Source organism: Luteibacter sp. UNCMF331Sha3.1 (assembly GCF_900109915.1).
Lineage (GTDB): Bacteria > Pseudomonadota > Gammaproteobacteria > Xanthomonadales > Rhodanobacteraceae > Luteibacter.
Window position 1 is genome coordinate 1,337,057 of record NZ_FOBU01000002.1, and the last position, 17,035, is coordinate 1,354,091.

Consider the following 17,035-nt stretch of genomic DNA (forward strand, 5'->3'; position numbering starts at 1 on the left):
TCCCACCTTTGGTTTGCTGCGCGGAGCGCAGTGGGTGATCGCATGGCTTTCGACATTTACGACGACTACGAGCAGGGCGAACGCGTTCAGCAGTGGCTGCGCAAGAACGGCGTTTCCATCGCCGTCGGTGTCGCGCTCGGTCTGGTGCTGATCTTCGGCTGGCAGCAGTGGAAGTCGCATCGCGCCGGCCACGAGCAGGCCGCGGCCTCCGAATACTCGGCGCTGCAGCTCGCCGTGCAGCAGAGCCGTCAGACCGAGATCGATCTGCGCACCGAGACCCTGATGAAGGACTACTCGGACACCGCATGGTCCGTGTTCGCCGCCGGCGAGCGCGCGCAGCGCAACGTCACCGCCGGGCAGGTCGACAAGGCCTCGGGCGACCTCGAGTGGGCCCGCGCCCACGCCAAGGACGAGACCCTGAAGACACTGGTCGAGCTGCGTGTGGCCAAGCTGCGCTATGCGCAGGGCAAGCCGCAGGACGCCATCGCGGTGCTCGACGGCATGAAGGGCAAGGCGTTCGCCGCGCTTTCGCAGGAACTCCGTGGCGACGCGCTGGTCAAGCTTGGACGCCCGGACGACGCACGCAAGGCCTATCAGGCGGCGATCGCCGCCATGGGCGACAGCGCACCGCAACGCGGTGTGGTCCAAACCAAACTCGATGATCTGGCCGTGGCCGGGAAGCAGGGTGCATGAAACGTTTCTGGGCAATCGCGTTGACCTCTTCGCTGGCCGTGCTGGCCGGCTGCCATTCGTTCAAGAAGGAAAACGTCGAACCGCCGACCCCGCTCGATAAGAAATTCGAGCCGACCCTCAAGGTCGAGCGCGTGTGGAAGTCCAGCATCGGCGACGGTGCCGCCGAGTCCGGCGTGCGCATGCGTCCGACGGTAGCCGACGGCGTGCTCTACGCCGCCAGCACCGATGGCAAGATCGCGGCGTTCGACGCCGCGAGCGGCAAGAAACTGTGGTCCAAGAGCACGCGCCAGCATGGCTGGTTCGGCTGGGGCGACGCCAAGCGCGAAGACGCCCGCTTCTCCGGTGGCCCGGGCGCCTCGGGCGATCTGGTCGCCATCGGCACCCTCGACGGCCACGTCTACGGCATCAACGCGAAGGACGGCGAGCGCCGCTGGGCGGCCGAGGTCTCGTCGGAAGTCATCACGGCGCCGGTGATCGTCGGCGACCTCGTCGTCGTGCGTTGCAACGACGGCCGCGTCTACGGCATCGACACCGCGTCGGGCGAGCGCCGCTGGGTCTACGACCAGTCGCAGGTGCCGCTCCTCAGCCTGCGCGGCAACGGCCGCCTGCTGGTCGCGAACGGCGTGGTCTTCTTCGGCAGCGATGCCGGCAAGCTCGTGGCCGTGCGCCTCGACAACGGCGAGAAGCTCTGGGAGCAGACGCTCGCCAGCGGCGAAGGCCGTACGGAAATCGACCGTCTCGCCGATGCCGATGGCGCGCTGGTGCTCGACGGTAGCTCGCTCTACGGCGCCGCCTACCACGGCCAGCTGACGGCGATCGACGGTCCCAGCGGTCGTCCGCTGTGGAACCACGCCTTCTCGACGTTCACCTCGCTGGACGTCCATGACAATGCGATCTACGGCGCCGACGACCAGTCGCAGGTGTACGCCTTCGACAAGGCCAGCGGTGCCAGCATCTGGAAGCAGGGCGCGCTGAAGTATCGCTGGGTGACCGGTCCGGCCGCCCAGGGCAAGTACGTCGTGGTCGGCGACCTCGACGGTCACATCCATTGGATGAACGCGTCGGACGGCAGCATCGCGGCCCGTGAGCGTCTCTCCAAGAAAGCCATTCGTGCCCAGCCCCTCGTGGTGGGCGACACCGTGTACGTCGAGGATGTCGAGGGCCATATCGGCGCCTACCGCATCCCGACGAACTGATTCACAGGAACGCTGTATCTCTCATGTTGCCCGTCGTCGCTCTGGTCGGCCGCCCCAACGTAGGTAAGTCGACCCTCTTCAATGCGCTGACGCGTAGCAGGGACGCCCTTGTCGCCGATATGCCCGGCGTCACCCGCGACAGGCACTACGGTGTCTGTCGCCTCGGTCCGCGACCCTTCGTGGTCGTGGATACCGGTGGCCTTTCCGGCAGTGACGAAGGCATCGAAGGCCTCACCGCACAGCAGGTTCGCGCCGCCATCGCGGAAGCGAACCTGCTCGTCTTCGTCGTCGACGCCCGTGACGGCGTGCTGCCGCTGGACGCCGGCATCCTCACCGAGCTGCGGCGCAGCGGCAAGCCGGTCATCGTCGTGGTCAACAAGACCGACGGTACCGACGAGGCCGTGGCGCTGGGCGAGTTCAGCGCGTTCGGCATCGCCGAGACGCTGCCGATGTCCGCCGCGCACAACCGCGGTATCGACGTGCTCGTCGAGCGGGCGCTTCCGCATCTGCCGGACGATCGCGACGACGATCCGGCCCTGGAAGACCAGGGCATTCGCGTGGCCATCGTCGGTCGCCCGAACGCCGGTAAGTCCACCCTGATCAATCGCCTCCTGGGCGAGGATCGCCTCATCGTCTCCGACCTCGCCGGCACGACGCGCGACCCGATCCGGGTGTCGCTGGAGCGCGATGGCCGCCGCTACACGCTCATCGACACCGCTGGCGTGCGCCGCCGTTCGCGCGTGGAAGAAGCTGTCGAGAAGTTCAGCGTCATCAAGACGTTGCAGTCCATTGCTGCGTCGCAGGTCACCATCGTCATGATCGATGCGCGAGAGAACCTCGCGGACCAGGACCTCACCCTCATCGGCCACGCCATCGAGGAAGGCCGCGCGCTGGTCGTCTGCGTCAACAAATGGGACGGCATGGACAGCTACCAGCGCGAGCAGACGCAGAAGGCTCTCGAGCGCCGCCTGCAGTTCGCCGACTGGGCCAAGACCGTCTTCATCTCCGCGCTCCACGGCTCCGGCCTGCGCGAACTGATGAAGGCCGTGATCCGCGCACATGCCGCGGCGACGAAGGTACTGACGTCGAGCGAACTCACGCGCACGCTGGAGCAGGCTTACGAGGCCTACCAGCCGCCGCTCGTTCGTGGCCACGCCCCCAAGCTGCGCTACGCGCATCCGGGCGGTTCGAATCCGCCGACCATCGTCATCCATGGCAGCCGTACGAAGCACATCGCGCCGGCGTATCGTCGCTATCTGGAAGGCTTCTTCCGGAAACGCTACCGCCTGGAAGGCACGCCGGTACGCATCGATTTCCGCGACGGCGAGAATCCGTTCGCCGGCAAGAAGAACGTGCTGACGGAAGGCCAGCAGAAGCGCCGCCAGCGCATGATCCGTAACGCGAAACGACGCGAGAAGTAAGCGTCGCCCTCGTCGGGGAGCCTCGCATGACCGAAGACTTCAACCGGGATCGTTGGCTGGCCGACCTCCGGTCGCGCGTCCCGGAAGTGACCGTCACCGAGGCGCTCGCCCGGCAGCTGGGCGGTGCCTTGCTCGTCGACGTCCGCGAAGACGGCGAGCGCGCCTCCGGCACGCCGGCCGGTGCGCTGGGCCTGTCGCGGGGCTATCTCGAACTCCGCATCGAACACGCCGAGCCCGACCGCCATCGCGACGTGCTGCTGTTGTGTGGGAGCGGCCAGCGGTCGCTGCTCGCCGCCGAGACGCTCCAGCGCATGGGATACCGCCGCGTGTCTTCGGTTGCCGGTGGCATGGGGGCCTGGAAGGCGGCCGGCCTTCCCGTGACCGCTGGGCTGCTCGACGCGGACGCCGCCGAACGCTATGCGCGTCAGATGCTCCTTCCTCAGGTCGGTGCCGACGGGCAGGCGAAGCTCGACGCGGCGCGTGTCGTGGTCATCGGGGCAGGCGGGCTCGGTGCGCCGCTCCTGTTGTATCTCGCGGCGGCCGGTGTGGGCCACATCACCGTCGTCGACGACGATCGGGTCGAGCGATCCAATCTTCATCGGCAGGTGATCCATGCCGATCCGCGCGTCGGCATGAGCAAGGCCGAGTCGGCACGCCTGTCGTTGGGCGCCCTGAATCCGCGGGTGCGCGTGACCACGGTCGTCGAGCGCCTGCGTGCGGACAACGTCGAGGCGCTCGTTCGCGATCACGACGTGGTGGTGGACGGGGCGGACAACTTCGCCACGCGCTATCTGCTCGCCGCGGCGACGCGGCGGCTGGGCATGCCCATGGTGTACGCCGCGATCGAGCGCTTCAGCGGCCAGGCGAGCGTGTTCGATCCGCGCCGCGACGATTCGCCGTGCTATCGCTGTCTGTTCCCCGAGCCGCCATCGGCGGCCGACGCGCCCAATTGCAGCGAGGCGGGTGTCCTCGGCGTGCTTCCGGGCCTGCTCGGGCTCGTTCAGGCGACGGAAGCGATAAAGCTGATCCTCGGCGTCGGCCAGCCGCTGGTCGGGCGCCTGCTGTCGTACGACGCGCTCGACATGCGTTTCCGCGAACTGACGCTACGCCGCGATCCCGAGTGTCCGGGCTGCGGAGCGGGAGCCACCTTCGACGGCTACCGGGATCTCGAACGGATGTGCGCCTCGGCGGGCTGAAGGCCCGTGTGAGAGCGGCCATGGCTGCGATGGGTGCTTGCCGCCAGCCTCGTCGCGGCCAAGGCCGCTCCCACGGGTCAACGGCGGGCCGGAGCGTCGTCTCTGACGATCGAATGCATCGCAGCGTCGACCGAGGTTCCACCGACAATCAGGCGTTTACGTAACATTCCTTCGAAAACACCTCCAATACGAACCGCCGTCCGCCGACTCGGCTCGTTCGCCTCGGCCACGACGATTTCGAGCCGCTCCACGCAAACGGTCTCGAACGCGAACCGGATCGCCAGCCGCGCCGCGCGCGTCGCGACACCTCGCCGCTGTTCCGACTGACGCACCCAATACCCCAGGTTCGCGATCCGCTGTTCCTTGTTCCGCTGATTCACGCCCATGCCGCCCAGGAGGCGATCGGTCAGCGCGTCGACGATCAGCATCTCGAAGCCGTCGCCAAGCAGCCAGTCGCGCCGGCAGATGTCGAGCCAGCTCGTCGCGTCGGCTGTCGTGTAGCCGGCATGGCACCAGTCCTGCCAGCGTCCGACCGTGTCGATCGACTCGCGCACGGCCTCGGCGAGTGCGTCGGCGTCCGCGGGCCGGTGCGCGCGAAGGCTAACGATGCCATCGGTGAGTTTCGTGGGGTAGGGAAGTATCGTTACCGTCATGGGTCGATTCTAAGCATGGGGAGCGGCGCCGCCCTCACGGTGTTCACTCGCCGCGCGTGTGGCACGACGCTCCCACCTTCTACAATCCGGGTGCCGCATCGGCGATAATGCCGCGTTTCCGCAGGGCGACCCCCATGACCGCACGTATCCTCGACGGCAAGCGCATCGCCCACGAACTCCTCGATCACATCGCCCGACGCGTCGCGAAGCGCGTGTCGGAAGGTAGGCGCGCGCCCGGTCTCGCCGTGGTGCTGGTCGGCGAGGATCCCGCATCGGCCGTCTACGTGCGCAACAAGCGCCGGGCCTGCCAGCAGGTGGGCTTCGAATCGTTCGGCTACGACCTGCCGGTGTCGACCACGCAGGACGAACTCTTCGCGCTCATCGACAGGCTCAATGCCGATCCGGCGGTGCACGGCATCCTCGTGCAGTCGCCGCTGCCGGCGCACATCGAGGAAGACGCGCTGGTCGACCGCATCGACCCGGGCAAGGACGTCGACGGCTTCCAGGCGGTGAACGTCGGTCGTCTCGCGCTGCGCCGTTTCGGCCTGCGTCCGTGCACGCCGAAGGGCGTGATGACGCTGCTGGGCCACACGGATTTCCCGGTACGCGGCCGGCACGCCGTGATCGTCGGCGTCTCCAATCACGTCGGTCGCCCACTCGCACTTGAGCTTCTAATTGCGGGTGCGACAGTCACTTGCTGCCACAAGTTCACGCAGGATCTCGCTGGTTTCGTGCAGCAGGCCGACATCCTCGTCGTCGCCGCCGGCAAGCCTGGGCTGGTGAAGGGCGAATGGGTGAAGCCCGGCGCGGTCGTGATCGACGTCGGCATCAACCGTCTGGAAGACGGACGCTTGGTGGGGGACGTCGAGTTCGCACCAGCGGCCCAGCGCGCCTCGTGGATCACGCCGGTACCGGGCGGTGTCGGCCCGATGACCGTCGCCACGCTGATGGAAAACACGCTCGAGGCAGCGGAAGCGATCGACGGCTGAGGCGACCGAACGGCCCAAGGATCCGAGACCCGAAGATCCGTGTGGGAAGGCTGGCAAGTGAATGGGTGCTCGCGACGGAGCACCGGGACCGTGTGGGAGCGCGCTTGCGCGCGAAGGGTGCTCGCGGCAGGCACCGTTCGCGCGCAAGCGCGCTCCCACACATGTCGCCTCGCGAGCTTTCGCGCTTCCTACACAAATGTTGCAACGCAGGGTATAATGCCGCGATTTACTCGCGGGACTAATGCTATGCGCATCCTTGCCGAGGCACTCACTTACGACGACGTGTTTCTGGTTCCCGGCCACTCGACGGTACTCCCGCGCGACGTGGACACCTCAACGCGGTTCACGCGCGGTCTCCGCCTGAACATTCCCATCGTGTCCGCCGCCATGGACACCGTCACCGAAGCGCGTCTCGCCATCACGATGGCCCAGAACGGCGGCATCGGCATCATCCATAAGAATCTGACCGCCGAGCAGCAGGCCGCCGAAGTGCGCCTGGTGAAGAAGTTCGAAGCCGGCGTCATCCGCAGCCCCATCACGGTGCGTCCCGACACGTCGATCGGCGAAGTCCTTCAGCTGACGCGCGCGCACAACATCTCCGGCGTTCCCGTCGTCGATGGCGAGAAACTGGTCGGCATCGTGACCGGCCGCGACATGCGCTTCGAGCGCAAGCTCGACGATCCGGTGCGCAACATCATGACGCGCGAAGAGCGCCTCATCACCGTGAAGGAAGGCGCGTCCCACGACGAAGTCCTCCAGCTGCTGCACCGGAACCGCATCGAAAAGGTGCTCGTCGTCAACGACGGCTTCCAGCTGCGCGGCCTGATCACGGTCAAGGACATCCAGAAAGCCCGCGACAACCCGAACGCCGCCAAGGACTCGCACGAGCGCCTCGTGGTCGGCGCCGCGGTCGGTGTCGGTGGCGACACCGAGCGGCGCATCGAGGCGCTGGTCGAGGCCGGCGTCGACGTCATCGTGGTCGACACCGCGCACGGTCATTCGCAGGGCGTCATCGATCGCGCCGGCTGGGTGAAGAAGCGCTACCCGCAGGTGCAGGTCATCGCCGGCAACATCGTCACGGGCGAGGCGGCGCGCGCGCTGCTCGACGCCGGTGTCGACGCCGTCAAGGTCGGCGTGGGCCCGGGCTCCATCTGCACCACGCGTATCGTCACCGGCATCGGCGTGCCGCAGATCACGTCGATCGACCTCGTCGCCACCGCGCTGAAGGGCGAGATCCCGCTGATCGCCGACGGCGGCATCCGTTACTCGGGCGACATCCCCAAGGCACTCGCCGCCGGCGCGTCCACGGTGATGCTCGGTTCGATGTTCGCCGGTACCGAAGAGTCCCCGGGCGAGGTCGAGCTGTTCCAGGGCCGCTCGTACAAGAGCTACCGCGGCATGGGCTCCATCGGCGCCATGCAGCTGGGCTCGAAGGACCGTTACTTCCAGGACGAAGCCGACGCCGACAAGCTCGTGCCGGAAGGCATCGAAGGTCGCGTGCCGTACCGTGGCCAGCTCAGCAACATCATCCATCAGCTGATGGGCGGCCTCCGTGCCTCCATGGGCTACATGGGCACGGCCAACATCGACGAGATCCACGAGAAGGCCCAGTTCGTGAAGGTCACGGGTGCCGGCGTGCGTGAAGCGCATCCGCACGACGTGCAGATCACGAAGGAAGCGCCGAACTACCGCCTGGACTGACGCCGCCAGGCGTTCGATCCAGGTGACCCAGGACGCCCGCCACAAACGGGCGTTCTGCTTTTCTAAGGCCGCCGCGCGACGCGCGAGGCCATCCGATCAAACAAAACCGCAGGCCGCCACGATGACCGATATCCACAGCGACAAGATCCTCATCCTCGACTTCGGCTCGCAGTACACGCAGCTGATCGCGCGTCGCATACGCGAGATCGGCGTCTATTGCGAAGTGTGGGCATGGGATCACGCGCCGGACGAGATCCGCGGCTTCGGGCCGCGCGGTGTCATTCTCTCGGGCGGTCCGGAATCGGTCACCGAAGACGACTCCCCGCGCGCACCGCAGGTGGTGTTCGATCTGGGCGTTCCCGTGCTCGGCATCTGCTACGGCATGCAGACCATGGCCGAGCAGCTTGGCGGCAAGGTCGAAGCCGGCCATCACCGCGAGTTCGGCCCCGCCACCGTCACCTTCGCCAGCTGCGGCCTGTTCGACACCGTGATGGCGGACGGCGAAGACCTCGGCGTGTGGATGTCCCACGGCGACCGCGTCACGGCGCTGCCGCAGGGCTTCCGCTCCACGGCCTCCACGTCCAGCCTGCCGCTGGCCGCCATGGCCGACGACGAGCGCCGCTTCTACGGCCTGCAGTTCCATCCGGAAGTCACGCACACGAAGAAAGGCATGGAAGTGCTGCGGCGCTTCGTCGTCGACCTGTGCGGCTCGGCCACGCTGTGGGACGCGAAGCACATCATCGACGATGCCGTCGAACGCGTGCGCGAGCAGGTCGGCAGCGATCGCGTGCTGCTGGGCCTCAGCGGCGGTGTCGATTCCTCCGTGGTGGCCGCGTTGCTCGAGAAGGCCATCGGCGACCAGCTCACCTGCGTCTTCGTCGACACCGGCCTGCTGCGCTTCCAGGAAGGCGACCAGGTCATGACGACCATGGCCGAGAACATGGGCGTGCACGTCATCCGCGTGGATGCGAAGCAGCGCTACTTCGATGCGCTGGCCGGCGTCGAAGACCCCGAGGCCAAGCGCAAGATCATCGGCCGCCTGTTCGTCGAGATCTTCGACGAGGAATCGGCGAAGCTCGAGAACGTGAAGTGGCTCGCGCAGGGCACGATCTACCCCGACGTCATCGAGTCGGCCGGCAGCAAGACCGGCAAGGCCCACGTCATCAAGAGCCACCACAACGTGGGCGGCCTGCCGGAGCACATGAAGCTCAAGCTCGTCGAGCCGCTGCGCGAACTGTTCAAGGACGAGGTGCGCCGCATCGGCGTCGAACTCGGCCTGCCGCGCGACATGGTCTACCGTCACCCGTTCCCCGGCCCGGGCCTTGGCGTGCGCGTGCTCGGCGAAGTGAAGGCCGAATACGTCGACCTGCTGCAGCGCGCCGATGCGATCTTCATCGAAGAGCTCCGCAGCCACGGTCTGTACGACCGCGTGAGCCAGGCCTTCGCAGTGTTCCTGCCGGTTCGTTCGGTGGGCGTGGTTGGCGACGGCCGTGCGTACGAATGGGTGATCGCGCTGCGCGCCGTGGAGACGATCGACTTCATGACGGCGCACTGGGCACACCTGCCGTACGACTTCCTCGACAAGTGCTCGACACGTATTATCAACGAGTTGCGTGGCATTTCTCGTGTAGTTTATGACATTTCGGGCAAGCCGCCCGCAACGATCGAGTGGGAATGACGGCGCCCGAGGGCCCCATCATCCTGTTCGACGCCGAGTGCGTGCTGTGCTCGGCGAACGCGTGGTTCGTGCTCAAGCGCGACCGGCGTGCGCGTTTCCGCCTTGCGTCGATGCAGGAGCCGGCAGGCGCGGCGTTATGCGAGGCGCACGGTGTGGATCCGTCGAGGCCGGACACGATGCTCGTCATCGATGGCGCCAGCGTCTGGCGCGACAGCGACGCCGTGATCGCCGTCTGCGCCGGCCTGGGTTTTCCCTGGCGCGCGTTGACCGTGCTTCGTTACCTGCCCAGGAGCCTCCGCGATCCGCCATACCGTTGGGTGGCGCGCCATCGCTATCGTCTCTTCGGGCGGCGGGCCACCTGCTGGATTCCGCCGGCGGGCTATCGGGATCGCTTGCTGTGAGCACCGGGCGCCGTGCCCGGGGGTGATCGACGCGGGTTGGCGTCAGTGCCCTTTTCAGAGGGCGTCGGGTCGATCGAATGGCTTCCGATCGAGCAGACAATCGATGAACGCGCCTAGCGCGGCAGGTCGATACTGCCGGTTCGGGTAATAGAGAAATAGTCCTGGGCGCGAAATCGACCAGTCCGCGAGGACCTGGACCAGTCGCCCCTCGGCAAGGAGCTCGCCCACGCGATCGCGCTCGAAGTGGTAGGCGATGCCAAGCCCATCCACCGCCGCGGCGATGCCGATGTCGGGATGATTGGTCACGACGGGGCCGTTCACGGCCACGTCGAGCCGTTCGCCGCGATTCTCGAACTCCCAGCGATAAGGGCTGCCGTCGATCTGGAGCCGCCAGTTGATGCACGCATGATCGTGCAGCTCGGCAGGTGTCTTCGGCGTCCCGCGACGCGCGAGGTAATCCGGCGACGCCACGGCAACCATGTTCAGGTCCGGCGTGAGCCGGACGGCGATCATGTCTTTATCGAGTCGACCACCCACGCGAATGCCCGCGTCGAAGCGCCCACCGACGATGTCGGCCAGCGCGTCGTCGACCACGATGTCGAGAACCACATCGGGGTGCGCCTGGTGAAAGCGCGAAAGCCGTGGCGCGATGATCGTCCTCGCTGCGATGCCAAGAGTGTTGATGCGAAGCGTGCCGGTCATCCGTCCGGTGGCGTCGCTGGCTTCGGCGACCGCATCCGCGATCTCCCGGAACGACGGCGCGATGCGTCGGTATAGCAGCTCGCCACTCGCCGAGGGTGCGACGCTTCGCGTGGTGCGGTTCAGGAGGCGGGCACCGATGCGGCCTTCGAGCTGCTGGATGGTCTGGCTGAGTGCCGACGGCGACAGACCGAGTTGCTCCGCGGCGCGGGCAAAGCTCTGGCGCTCCACGACGGTGACGAAGGCCTTCAGTTCGGCGAACTCGGATCCACGCATTATGTACGCTCGTCTACATAACCCATCCATATTCTAGAGGATTCACTGAATTCACGTCGACGCGCATGCTGACGGTCATCGCACCCCTGGAGCCGACGACATGCATGCCCTGACTCTTCCCGAGCCCATTGCCGCGTTCTTCGCGGCCGAACACGATACCGATCGCCTGGCGCATTGCTTCACGGCCCGAGCCGTCTTGAAGGACGACGGTCATACCTACACGGGGATCGACGCCATCACGGCCTTCATGGCCGAAGTCTCCGCCCGGTACAACGCGACGAGTGTGCCGTTGACGCTGGCCGGGGAAGACGGCTTTCAGGTCGTGCGCGCCCATGTCGCCGGCAACTTCCCGGGCAGCCCGATCGTTCTGTCCTACCGCTTTCAGCTCGACGACGACCGCATCGCGTCCCTGGAGATCACGGCATGAGCTTCGACCTTCGCCTGAAAGACATGCGGGCAGTCGTCACCGGCGGTACGCTGGGCCTCGGCGCCGCCGTCGTCAAAACCCTTGCGGACGCCGGCGCCCGGGTAGCGACCGCCGCGCGCACGCTGCCGTCGTCGCCGGTGGAGGGCGTGACGTATGTGGCGGCCGATCTCTCGACGGCGGAGGGAACGGATCGCCTTGCGCGGACAGTCCTCGACGACTGGGGCGGGGTCGACATCCTGATCAACGTGCTCGGCGGGTCGAACACGCCCGGCGGCGGTTTCGCCGCCATCACCGACGAGCACTGGTACGCCGAATTGAACCTCAACCTGATGCCCGCCGTGCGGCTGGATCGCGCACTGGTGCCGTCGATGCTGGAGCGAGGGGCGGGTGTCGTCATCCATGTCAGCTCCATCCAGCGCGTGCTGCCGCTGCCCGAATCCACCACGGCCTATGCCGCGGCCAAGGGCGCGCTCACGACGTACAGCAAGTCGCTGGCCAGGGAGGTGACGCCGAAAGGGGTTCGCGTGTTGAGCGTCGCCCCAGGCTGGATCGAGACCGAAGCGTCCGTCGCCTTCGCGCAGCGGACGGCGGCCGCAGCCGGCACGGATTACGAAGGCGGCAAGAAGCTGATCATGGACTGGCTGGGTGGCATTCCCGTGGGCCGGCCCGCCACGCCGGACGAGGTTGCCGATCTCATCGCCTTCCTCGCTTCGCCGCGCGCCGCGTCCATCGCCGGGTGCGAGTATCGAATCGACGGCGGGACCGTTCCGACGTTGTAGGGGCGGCAGCTATCCAGCGGTGTCGATGGCGGCCGTGATCTTTTCCGACCGCCCGGGTCGCTTCATGGCCATGCCGTACACTGCCCGGACCGTCTCAGCCTGTTGATATCGAATGGTCGCTCCCGTCGCCGGCGTTCGGCTCGAAGATCGTGTCGTCCCGTTTCCCGCATCGATAAGCGAGGCCGCCAGGGCGTACCTTCAGCGCCTGGTCGGTGTCGACGGCACGCCGGTCAACGCGCGCTACGTCATGCCACCGCCCGAGGATCGCGAAGCCTGGGCCCGGATGAAGGTCGCGGTCGATGCGCAGTACGGCGCCGCGGCGCAGGCGCGCGCGGGCGAGCTGACCTCGACGGTCGAAACGCTCGCGCTGGGGGACACGCTGGTGCATGTGGCGACGCCCGCCGCGCTCGCTCGCCCCGACTGCGCGTATCTCGACCTGCACGGTGGCGCGCTCGTCTTCGGCGGCGGCAACGCCTGCCGCGTCGGCGCGCAGACGCAGGCCGATCTGCATGGCGTGCGCTGCTACGGCGTGGACTACCGGACGCCGCCGCAACATCCGTACCCCGCGGCGCTGGACGACTGCCTCGTCGCCTATCGGCATCTTCTCAGCAAGCACGCCCCGGACAGGATCGTCGTCGGCGGTCGATCGGCAGGCGGGAATCTCGCCGCGGCGATGCTCCTTCGGGCGCGCGACGAAGGTCTGCCCATGCCGGCCGCGCTCGTCCTTTTGTCGCCACAACTGGACCTGACCGAGTCGGGAGACAGTTTTGAGGTGAATCGCTACGTGGATGTCGTTCTCGTCGGCTCCCTGATGTCGAACCATCGGCTCTATGCTAACGGCGCGGATCTGGCGGACCCATTGATCTCGCCGTTGTTCGGCGATGTCTCGGGGTTCCCGTCGACGTTCCTGCAGAGCGGCACGCGGGATCTTTTCCTCTCGAGCGCGGTGCGGATGCACCGCAAGCTCCGCCAGGCCGGCATTCCGGCGGAGCTGCACGTGTTCGAAGGGATGCCGCATGGCGGCTTCGGCGGACATGCGCCGGAGGACGATGACCTCGCCGACGACATGGCGGGCTTCGTCAGTCGTCATTGGGCGAAGGAAGACGAGGCCCGCCCCGGCGCGGGACACGCAGCGTGAGGTTTGGGGGAATCGACGGACACATGTGTCGCTCGCCGCGCGCGTGGGCGCCGCGGTGATCCCCGTCGTCCGCATCGGCTGCGCCGGATGGTCGTTGCCTGGCGATGCGAAAGCCGCCTTTCCGGGGCAGGGTAGTCACCTCGAGCGCTATGCGCGCGTCTTCCCGTCGGTGGAGATCAACAGTTCTTTCTATCGGCCGCATCGGCCGGACACCTACGCGCGCTGGGCGTCGAGCGTGCCCGACGCGTTCCGTTTCGCCGTGAAGATGCCCAGGACCCTCTCGCACGCGTTGCGCCTGCAGGGCGCGACGGGGGAGCTATCTCGGTTTCTGGGGGAGATCGCGCCGCTTGGCGACAAACTGGGATGCCTGCTCCTGCAGTTGCCACCGAGCCTGACGTTCGATCGCCGCGTCGCGCGGCGTTTCCTTGCCGACCTGCGCGTCGCGACCGATGCGCGCGTGGTCTGCGAGCCGCGCCATGCAAGCTGGTTCACGGAGGAGGCAAGTCACGCCTTGCAGCAAGTCGGGGTGGGGTGCGTGCTGGCCGATCCATCGCCGGTGCCGGGCGTCATGCCGCTGGGCGATCCAGCGACTCTCTATATTCGCCTGCACGGGTCGCCGCGGATGTACTACTCGTCGTATGACGACACGTTCCTCGCAGCGCTCGCGAGCACGCTGGTCGCGACGGCACGAGCCGGCACGTCGGTCTGGTGTGTCTTCGACAACACGGCCGGGGGTGTGGCGGTGCCGGATGCGTTGAAGTTGATGGCGTTCTTGTCGGAGGTCGGCTAGTGCATGGCGGCGGCTGCGGTATCGCGAAAACCGATCGCATCGCCGTGGATCCCGGCGTGCGCCGGGATGACGGTGAGGGGGAGGCGGCGTCTCTGCTAGCTGCGTGCGTGGGTAACGCCTTGCAGGTTCAGCCAGCGGGCCATCCGGTCGAGTTCCGCATTCAGCGCGTCTCTGGTGTGAGCCGGCGCATCGGGTTCGATCGTCGCCTTCTGCACGATCAGCGTGCCGGCCTTGCGGTCGGATTTGAGGTCCACGCGTGCGACGAGGGCGCCGTCGAGCAGGAACGGCAGCACGTAGTAACCGTGCTCGCGCTTGTGCGCCGGTGTGTAGATCTCCAGGCGATAGCGGAAAGCGAAGAGGCGCTCGGTGCGCGGCCGGTGCCAGACCAGCGGGTCGAACGGCGACAGCAGGGCGGCGCCTTCGGTGCGGCGACCTGCGCGCGCATCCTTGTGCAGATAGGCCTGCTGCCGCCAGCCGTCCACGCGCACCGGAATCAGCATGCCTTCGTCGACCAGTTGCTGGAGCGGTACCGCGACGTCGGGCGCCGGGATACGGTAGTAGTCGCGCAGGTCGTCGGCGGCGGCGATACCGAGCGCTTCGGCCGAGCGGGCGAGGAGGGCGCGATGCGCATCGACGTCGCGGGGCGTCGGTGATGCGAGGACATCGCCAGGCAACACACGTTCCGGCAGGTCGTAGACGCGTTCGAAGCTGGTCCGGCGATGGGTCGCGGTGACGAGCCCGGCCCAGAACAGCCATTCGAGCGCGCGCTTTGCGTCGCTGCGCGCCCACATGCCCGTGCTGGCCTTGCTGCTCTCCACGTCGGACGCAGCGATCGGGCCGTCGGCACGGATACGTTCGAGCATCGCGTCCGCTTCCGCGCGTCGTTCGTGCGCGAACGTCTGAAGCGGTGTCCAGACACCTTCACCGCGAAGCGCGCGAGCCATGCGCCAGCGGAGCAGGGGCTGGCAGTCGAGAGGAAGGAACGAGGCTTCGTGTCCCCAGTATTCGAAGAACCGAGTGTTCTTGCCCGACAGGACGCTGTCGAGCTGCGCGCGCTCGTACGTGCCCAGTCGGGAGAAGAGCGGGAGGTAATGCGAGCGGACGAGCACGCTCACGCTGTCGATCTGCAGCACGCCGAGCCTTTCCACGGCGCGTCGCAGCTGGAGCCGGCCGACGTCGGCCTCGCGGTCGGGTGCGTTGAAAACTTGCGCGGTAAGCGCGTAACGGCGGGCTTCCCGCAGACTGATCGCTGACTTCATGCGCGAAGCATACCGCCGACGATCCGGTCGGCACCCGTCGGGAGGGCCGGCCGGTCGCTTCGACGCTTCAGCTACGCGATCCCATGGCCGGCGTCATGAGGTCGGCGAAGCCGATGCGATGCAGGAATTCCGCACGCACCCGGTCGATCACCGCGTAGGACACGGCCGCACCGTCGCTGGCCGGATCGATCACCACGCGGAAGGGTCGCTTGCCGTACGGCGCGTCCACGATGGAAACGACGGCATCGGCAACGCCCTGCGGGTCCGCATCGTCCGGCACCGTCTTGCCCAGTGCGTCCAGCATGCGGTCGGCGAAGCCGTGCGGGAGGTCGGCCTCGTAGTCGTTCGCGCGAACGGTGTCGGACGGAGCACCCGCGCGCGCGAAGTGATTCGTGCCTTTGGTGAAGGCGCCGGGAACCACGATGGACGTCTCGATGCCGAAGGGCGCCAGCTCCCGCGCGTAGCAGACCGCGAGCGCGTCCATGGCCGCCTTCGCCGCGAAATAGGGCCCGAGCAGCGGCGGCACGCCGCCCGCGGCGCTGCTGCTGCCGATCCATACCACCAGCCCGCGGCGCGCGGCGCGCAGGTGGGGCAACGCGGCACGGTTCACGCGCTGGGCGCCGAGCACGTTCACGTCGTAGAGGTGGGCCAGGTCTTCCGGCGTGAAGGCTTCGCTCGGGCCCCAGACCATGTGGCCGGCGTTGTGGATGAGCACGTCGAGCCGACCATGCGCATCGACGATCGTGTCGATGGCACGCTGCGCGGATTCGCCGGACTGTACGTCGAGTTCGACGGTGCGCAGGTCCACACCGTTGTCCCTGGCGTAGCCGGCGACTTCGGCGACCTGCGCCGCGTTCTTGCCGTCGAGGTCGCGCATCGACGCATAGACGGTATGGCCCGCGGCGGCGAGCGCGTTCGCCATCAGGCGGCCGAAGCCGCTCGATGCGCCCGTGACGAGGATGACCTGGTTCATGCTGTCGCTCCCCGTCAGACCACGCCGCCGTTGGCGCGGACGATCTGGCCGTTGATCCAGCCCGCGTCGGGTCCGACCAGCATGGACACGGCGCGCGCGATGTCGTCGACTTCGCCGAGGCGGCCCAGCGGAATCATCTGCCTGATGCGATCGAGCGTCGCCTGATCCTTGCCGTCGAGGAACAGCTCGGTGGCGACCGGGCCCGGCGCGACGGCATTGACGGTGATGCCGCGCGACCCGAGTTCCTTCGCGAGGATGTGCGTCATGGCTTCCACCGCGGCCTTGGTCGCGGCGTAGACGGCGTAGGTCGGCTGATAGAGACCGACGACGCTGGTCGAGAAGTTAACGATGCGGCCGCCGTCGCGGAGGCGCTTCGCGGCTTCGCGCAGACCGTTGAACGTGCCCTTGAGGTTGATCGCGATGGTCTGGTCGAACAGGGCGTCGTCGGTCTGCGCGACCGGCGCCAGCTTCATGATGCCGGCATTGTTCACCAGCACGTCGACGCCGCCGTACGTGGCTTCGGCCGAGTCGAACATGCGCTTCACGGCCTGCGGATCGCTCACGTCCGCCTGGCACGAAATGGCGCGGCCGCCCGCCTTCTCGATGGATTCCACCAGTTTCGCGGCGGCGCCGGCGCTACCCGCGTAGTTGACGATCACGGTGAAACCGTCCTTCGCCAGTCGCGTGGCGATGGCGGCGCCGATACCACGCGATGCGCCGGTAACGATGGCTACCTTGTTGGTCGAACTGCTCATGATCCGTGCTC

The 17,035-nt window shown here is 67.3% G+C and carries 17 protein-coding genes; 12 read left to right on the top strand and 5 right to left on the bottom strand.

The genetic code is table 11. The features are described from left to right. Window positions 1–42 precede the first annotated feature (42 nt). From BMX32_RS14470 to moeB, 4 genes are read left to right on the top strand one after another with little or no spacing between them, the layout of a single operon-like run. Window positions 43–693: a YfgM family protein gene (locus BMX32_RS14470; protein ID WP_089979777.1), complete on the top strand. Its 651-nt coding sequence runs from the start codon at window positions 43–45 to the stop codon at window positions 691–693. Then, window positions 690–1,889 (top strand): outer membrane protein assembly factor BamB, encoded by a 1,200-nt coding sequence (gene bamB / locus BMX32_RS14475; RefSeq protein ID WP_089979778.1) that lies wholly within the window; start codon window positions 690–692, stop codon window positions 1,887–1,889. The genes BMX32_RS14470 and bamB overlap by 4 nt, the downstream gene beginning before the upstream one ends. A 23-nt stretch (window positions 1,890–1,912) precedes the next feature. After that, the gene (gene der, locus BMX32_RS14480; RefSeq protein WP_089979780.1) at window positions 1,913–3,310 is read left to right on the top strand and encodes a ribosome biogenesis GTPase Der; all 1,398 of its coding nucleotides are present in this window, start codon (window positions 1,913–1,915) and stop codon (window positions 3,308–3,310) included. Between the two features lie 26 nt (window positions 3,311–3,336). Next, on the top strand, window positions 3,337–4,506 hold the full coding sequence (gene moeB, locus BMX32_RS14485; protein WP_089979781.1) for a molybdopterin-synthase adenylyltransferase MoeB: 1,170 nt from the start codon (window positions 3,337–3,339) through the stop codon (window positions 4,504–4,506). A 77-nt stretch (window positions 4,507–4,583) separates the two neighbouring features. Here the strand turns inward: moeB and BMX32_RS14490 are convergent, their stop codons facing one another. Beyond that, window positions 4,584–5,159, bottom strand: coding sequence for a GNAT family N-acetyltransferase (locus tag BMX32_RS14490; protein ID WP_089979783.1), 576 nt, complete (start codon window positions 5,157–5,159; stop codon window positions 4,584–4,586). A gap of 134 nt (window positions 5,160–5,293) precedes the next feature. On the opposite strand from BMX32_RS14490, the gene folD reads away from it, so the two are divergent. The 4 genes from folD to BMX32_RS14510 all read left to right on the top strand — a co-directional run bounded on the left by folD (window position 5,294) and on the right by BMX32_RS14510 (window position 9,928). Then, window positions 5,294–6,148 carry a bifunctional methylenetetrahydrofolate dehydrogenase/methenyltetrahydrofolate cyclohydrolase FolD gene (gene folD, locus BMX32_RS14495; RefSeq protein ID WP_089979785.1) on the top strand — a complete coding sequence of 285 codons (855 nt, stop codon included), beginning with the start codon at window positions 5,294–5,296 and terminating at the stop codon, window positions 6,146–6,148. A 246-nt stretch (window positions 6,149–6,394) separates the two neighbouring features. Continuing rightward, window positions 6,395–7,849, top strand: coding sequence for an IMP dehydrogenase (guaB, locus tag BMX32_RS14500; protein ID WP_089979786.1), 1,455 nt, complete (start codon window positions 6,395–6,397; stop codon window positions 7,847–7,849). A 121-nt stretch (window positions 7,850–7,970) separates the two neighbouring features. After that, window positions 7,971–9,527 carry a glutamine-hydrolyzing GMP synthase gene (gene guaA / locus BMX32_RS14505; RefSeq protein WP_089979788.1) on the top strand — a complete coding sequence of 519 codons (1,557 nt, stop codon included), beginning with the start codon at window positions 7,971–7,973 and terminating at the stop codon, window positions 9,525–9,527. Next, a complete protein-coding gene (locus BMX32_RS14510) occupies window positions 9,524–9,928 on the top strand; it encodes a thiol-disulfide oxidoreductase DCC family protein (RefSeq protein ID WP_089979790.1) in 405 nt (134 codons plus the stop codon). Before guaA ends, BMX32_RS14510 begins: the two co-directional genes overlap by 4 nt. Before the next feature lie 54 nt (window positions 9,929–9,982). On the opposite strand, the gene BMX32_RS14515 is transcribed toward BMX32_RS14510, so the two are convergent. Further along, window positions 9,983–10,903, bottom strand: a complete 921-nt coding sequence (locus BMX32_RS14515; RefSeq protein WP_089979792.1) for a LysR family transcriptional regulator — start codon at window positions 10,901–10,903, stop codon at window positions 9,983–9,985. Between the two features lie 100 nt (window positions 10,904–11,003). Between BMX32_RS14515 and BMX32_RS14520 the strand changes: the two genes are divergently transcribed. The 4 genes from BMX32_RS14520 to BMX32_RS14535 all read left to right on the top strand — a co-directional run bounded on the left by BMX32_RS14520 (window position 11,004) and on the right by BMX32_RS14535 (window position 14,037). Further along, on the top strand, window positions 11,004–11,330 hold the full coding sequence (locus BMX32_RS14520; RefSeq protein ID WP_089979793.1) for a nuclear transport factor 2 family protein: 327 nt from the start codon (window positions 11,004–11,006) through the stop codon (window positions 11,328–11,330). Then, window positions 11,327–12,109 carry an SDR family oxidoreductase gene (locus BMX32_RS14525; RefSeq protein ID WP_089979795.1) on the top strand — a complete coding sequence of 261 codons (783 nt, stop codon included), beginning with the start codon at window positions 11,327–11,329 and terminating at the stop codon, window positions 12,107–12,109. Before BMX32_RS14520 ends, BMX32_RS14525 begins: the two co-directional genes overlap by 4 nt. 112 nt (window positions 12,110–12,221) lie before the next feature. Further along, window positions 12,222–13,247, top strand: a complete 1,026-nt coding sequence (locus BMX32_RS14530; RefSeq protein ID WP_089979797.1) for an alpha/beta hydrolase — start codon at window positions 12,222–12,224, stop codon at window positions 13,245–13,247. Between the two features lie 25 nt (window positions 13,248–13,272). Further along, window positions 13,273–14,037 (top strand): DUF72 domain-containing protein, encoded by a 765-nt coding sequence (locus BMX32_RS14535; protein ID WP_244511537.1) that lies wholly within the window; start codon window positions 13,273–13,275, stop codon window positions 14,035–14,037. 95 nt (window positions 14,038–14,132) lie between these two features. On the opposite strand, the gene BMX32_RS14540 is transcribed toward BMX32_RS14535, so the two are convergent. The 3 genes from BMX32_RS14540 to BMX32_RS14550 form a co-directional block, all read right to left on the bottom strand. After that, window positions 14,133–15,296 carry a winged helix-turn-helix domain-containing protein gene (locus BMX32_RS14540; protein WP_089979800.1) on the bottom strand — a complete coding sequence of 388 codons (1,164 nt, stop codon included), beginning with the start codon at window positions 15,294–15,296 and terminating at the stop codon, window positions 14,133–14,135. Window positions 15,297–15,363: 67 nt separating this feature from the next. Continuing rightward, complete coding sequence (locus tag BMX32_RS14545; RefSeq protein ID WP_089979801.1) at window positions 15,364–16,269, bottom strand: SDR family oxidoreductase; 906 nt, start codon at window positions 16,267–16,269, stop codon at window positions 15,364–15,366. A 14-nt stretch (window positions 16,270–16,283) separates the two neighbouring features. Beyond that, entirely contained in the window at window positions 16,284–17,024 is a 741-nt protein-coding gene (locus BMX32_RS14550) for an SDR family oxidoreductase (RefSeq protein WP_089979803.1), read from the bottom strand. Between the last annotated feature and the right edge of the window lie 11 nt (window positions 17,025–17,035).

Bases quoted from the DNA above. Each gene is read 5' to 3' on its own strand.
- BMX32_RS14530 (WP_089979797.1), top strand. From the start codon at position 12,222: ATGGTCGCTCCCGTCGCCGGCGTTCGGCTCGAAGATCGTGTCGTCCCG.
- BMX32_RS14510 (WP_089979790.1), top strand. From the start codon at position 9,524: ATGACGGCGCCCGAGGGCCCCATCATCCTGTTCGACGCCGAGTGCGTG.
- BMX32_RS14470 (WP_089979777.1), top strand. From the start codon at position 43: ATGGCTTTCGACATTTACGACGACTACGAGCAGGGCGAACGCGTTCAG.
- BMX32_RS14515 (WP_089979792.1), bottom strand. From the start codon at position 10,903: ATGCGTGGATCCGAGTTCGCCGAACTGAAGGCCTTCGTCACCGTCGTG.
- BMX32_RS14525 (WP_089979795.1), top strand. From the start codon at position 11,327: ATGAGCTTCGACCTTCGCCTGAAAGACATGCGGGCAGTCGTCACCGGC.
- BMX32_RS14520 (WP_089979793.1), top strand. From the start codon at position 11,004: ATGCATGCCCTGACTCTTCCCGAGCCCATTGCCGCGTTCTTCGCGGCC.
- BMX32_RS14545 (WP_089979801.1), bottom strand. From the start codon at position 16,269: ATGAACCAGGTCATCCTCGTCACGGGCGCATCGAGCGGCTTCGGCCGC.
- moeB (WP_089979781.1), top strand. From the start codon at position 3,337: ATGACCGAAGACTTCAACCGGGATCGTTGGCTGGCCGACCTCCGGTCG.
- BMX32_RS14550 (WP_089979803.1), bottom strand. From the start codon at position 17,024: ATGAGCAGTTCGACCAACAAGGTAGCCATCGTTACCGGCGCATCGCGT.
- bamB (WP_089979778.1), top strand. From the start codon at position 690: ATGAAACGTTTCTGGGCAATCGCGTTGACCTCTTCGCTGGCCGTGCTG.
- guaB (WP_089979786.1), top strand. From the start codon at position 6,395: ATGCGCATCCTTGCCGAGGCACTCACTTACGACGACGTGTTTCTGGTT.
- guaA (WP_089979788.1), top strand. From the start codon at position 7,971: ATGACCGATATCCACAGCGACAAGATCCTCATCCTCGACTTCGGCTCG.
- folD (WP_089979785.1), top strand. From the start codon at position 5,294: ATGACCGCACGTATCCTCGACGGCAAGCGCATCGCCCACGAACTCCTC.
- der (WP_089979780.1), top strand. From the start codon at position 1,913: ATGTTGCCCGTCGTCGCTCTGGTCGGCCGCCCCAACGTAGGTAAGTCG.
- BMX32_RS14540 (WP_089979800.1), bottom strand. From the start codon at position 15,296: ATGAAGTCAGCGATCAGTCTGCGGGAAGCCCGCCGTTACGCGCTTACC.
- BMX32_RS14490 (WP_089979783.1), bottom strand. From the start codon at position 5,159: ATGACGGTAACGATACTTCCCTACCCCACGAAACTCACCGATGGCATC.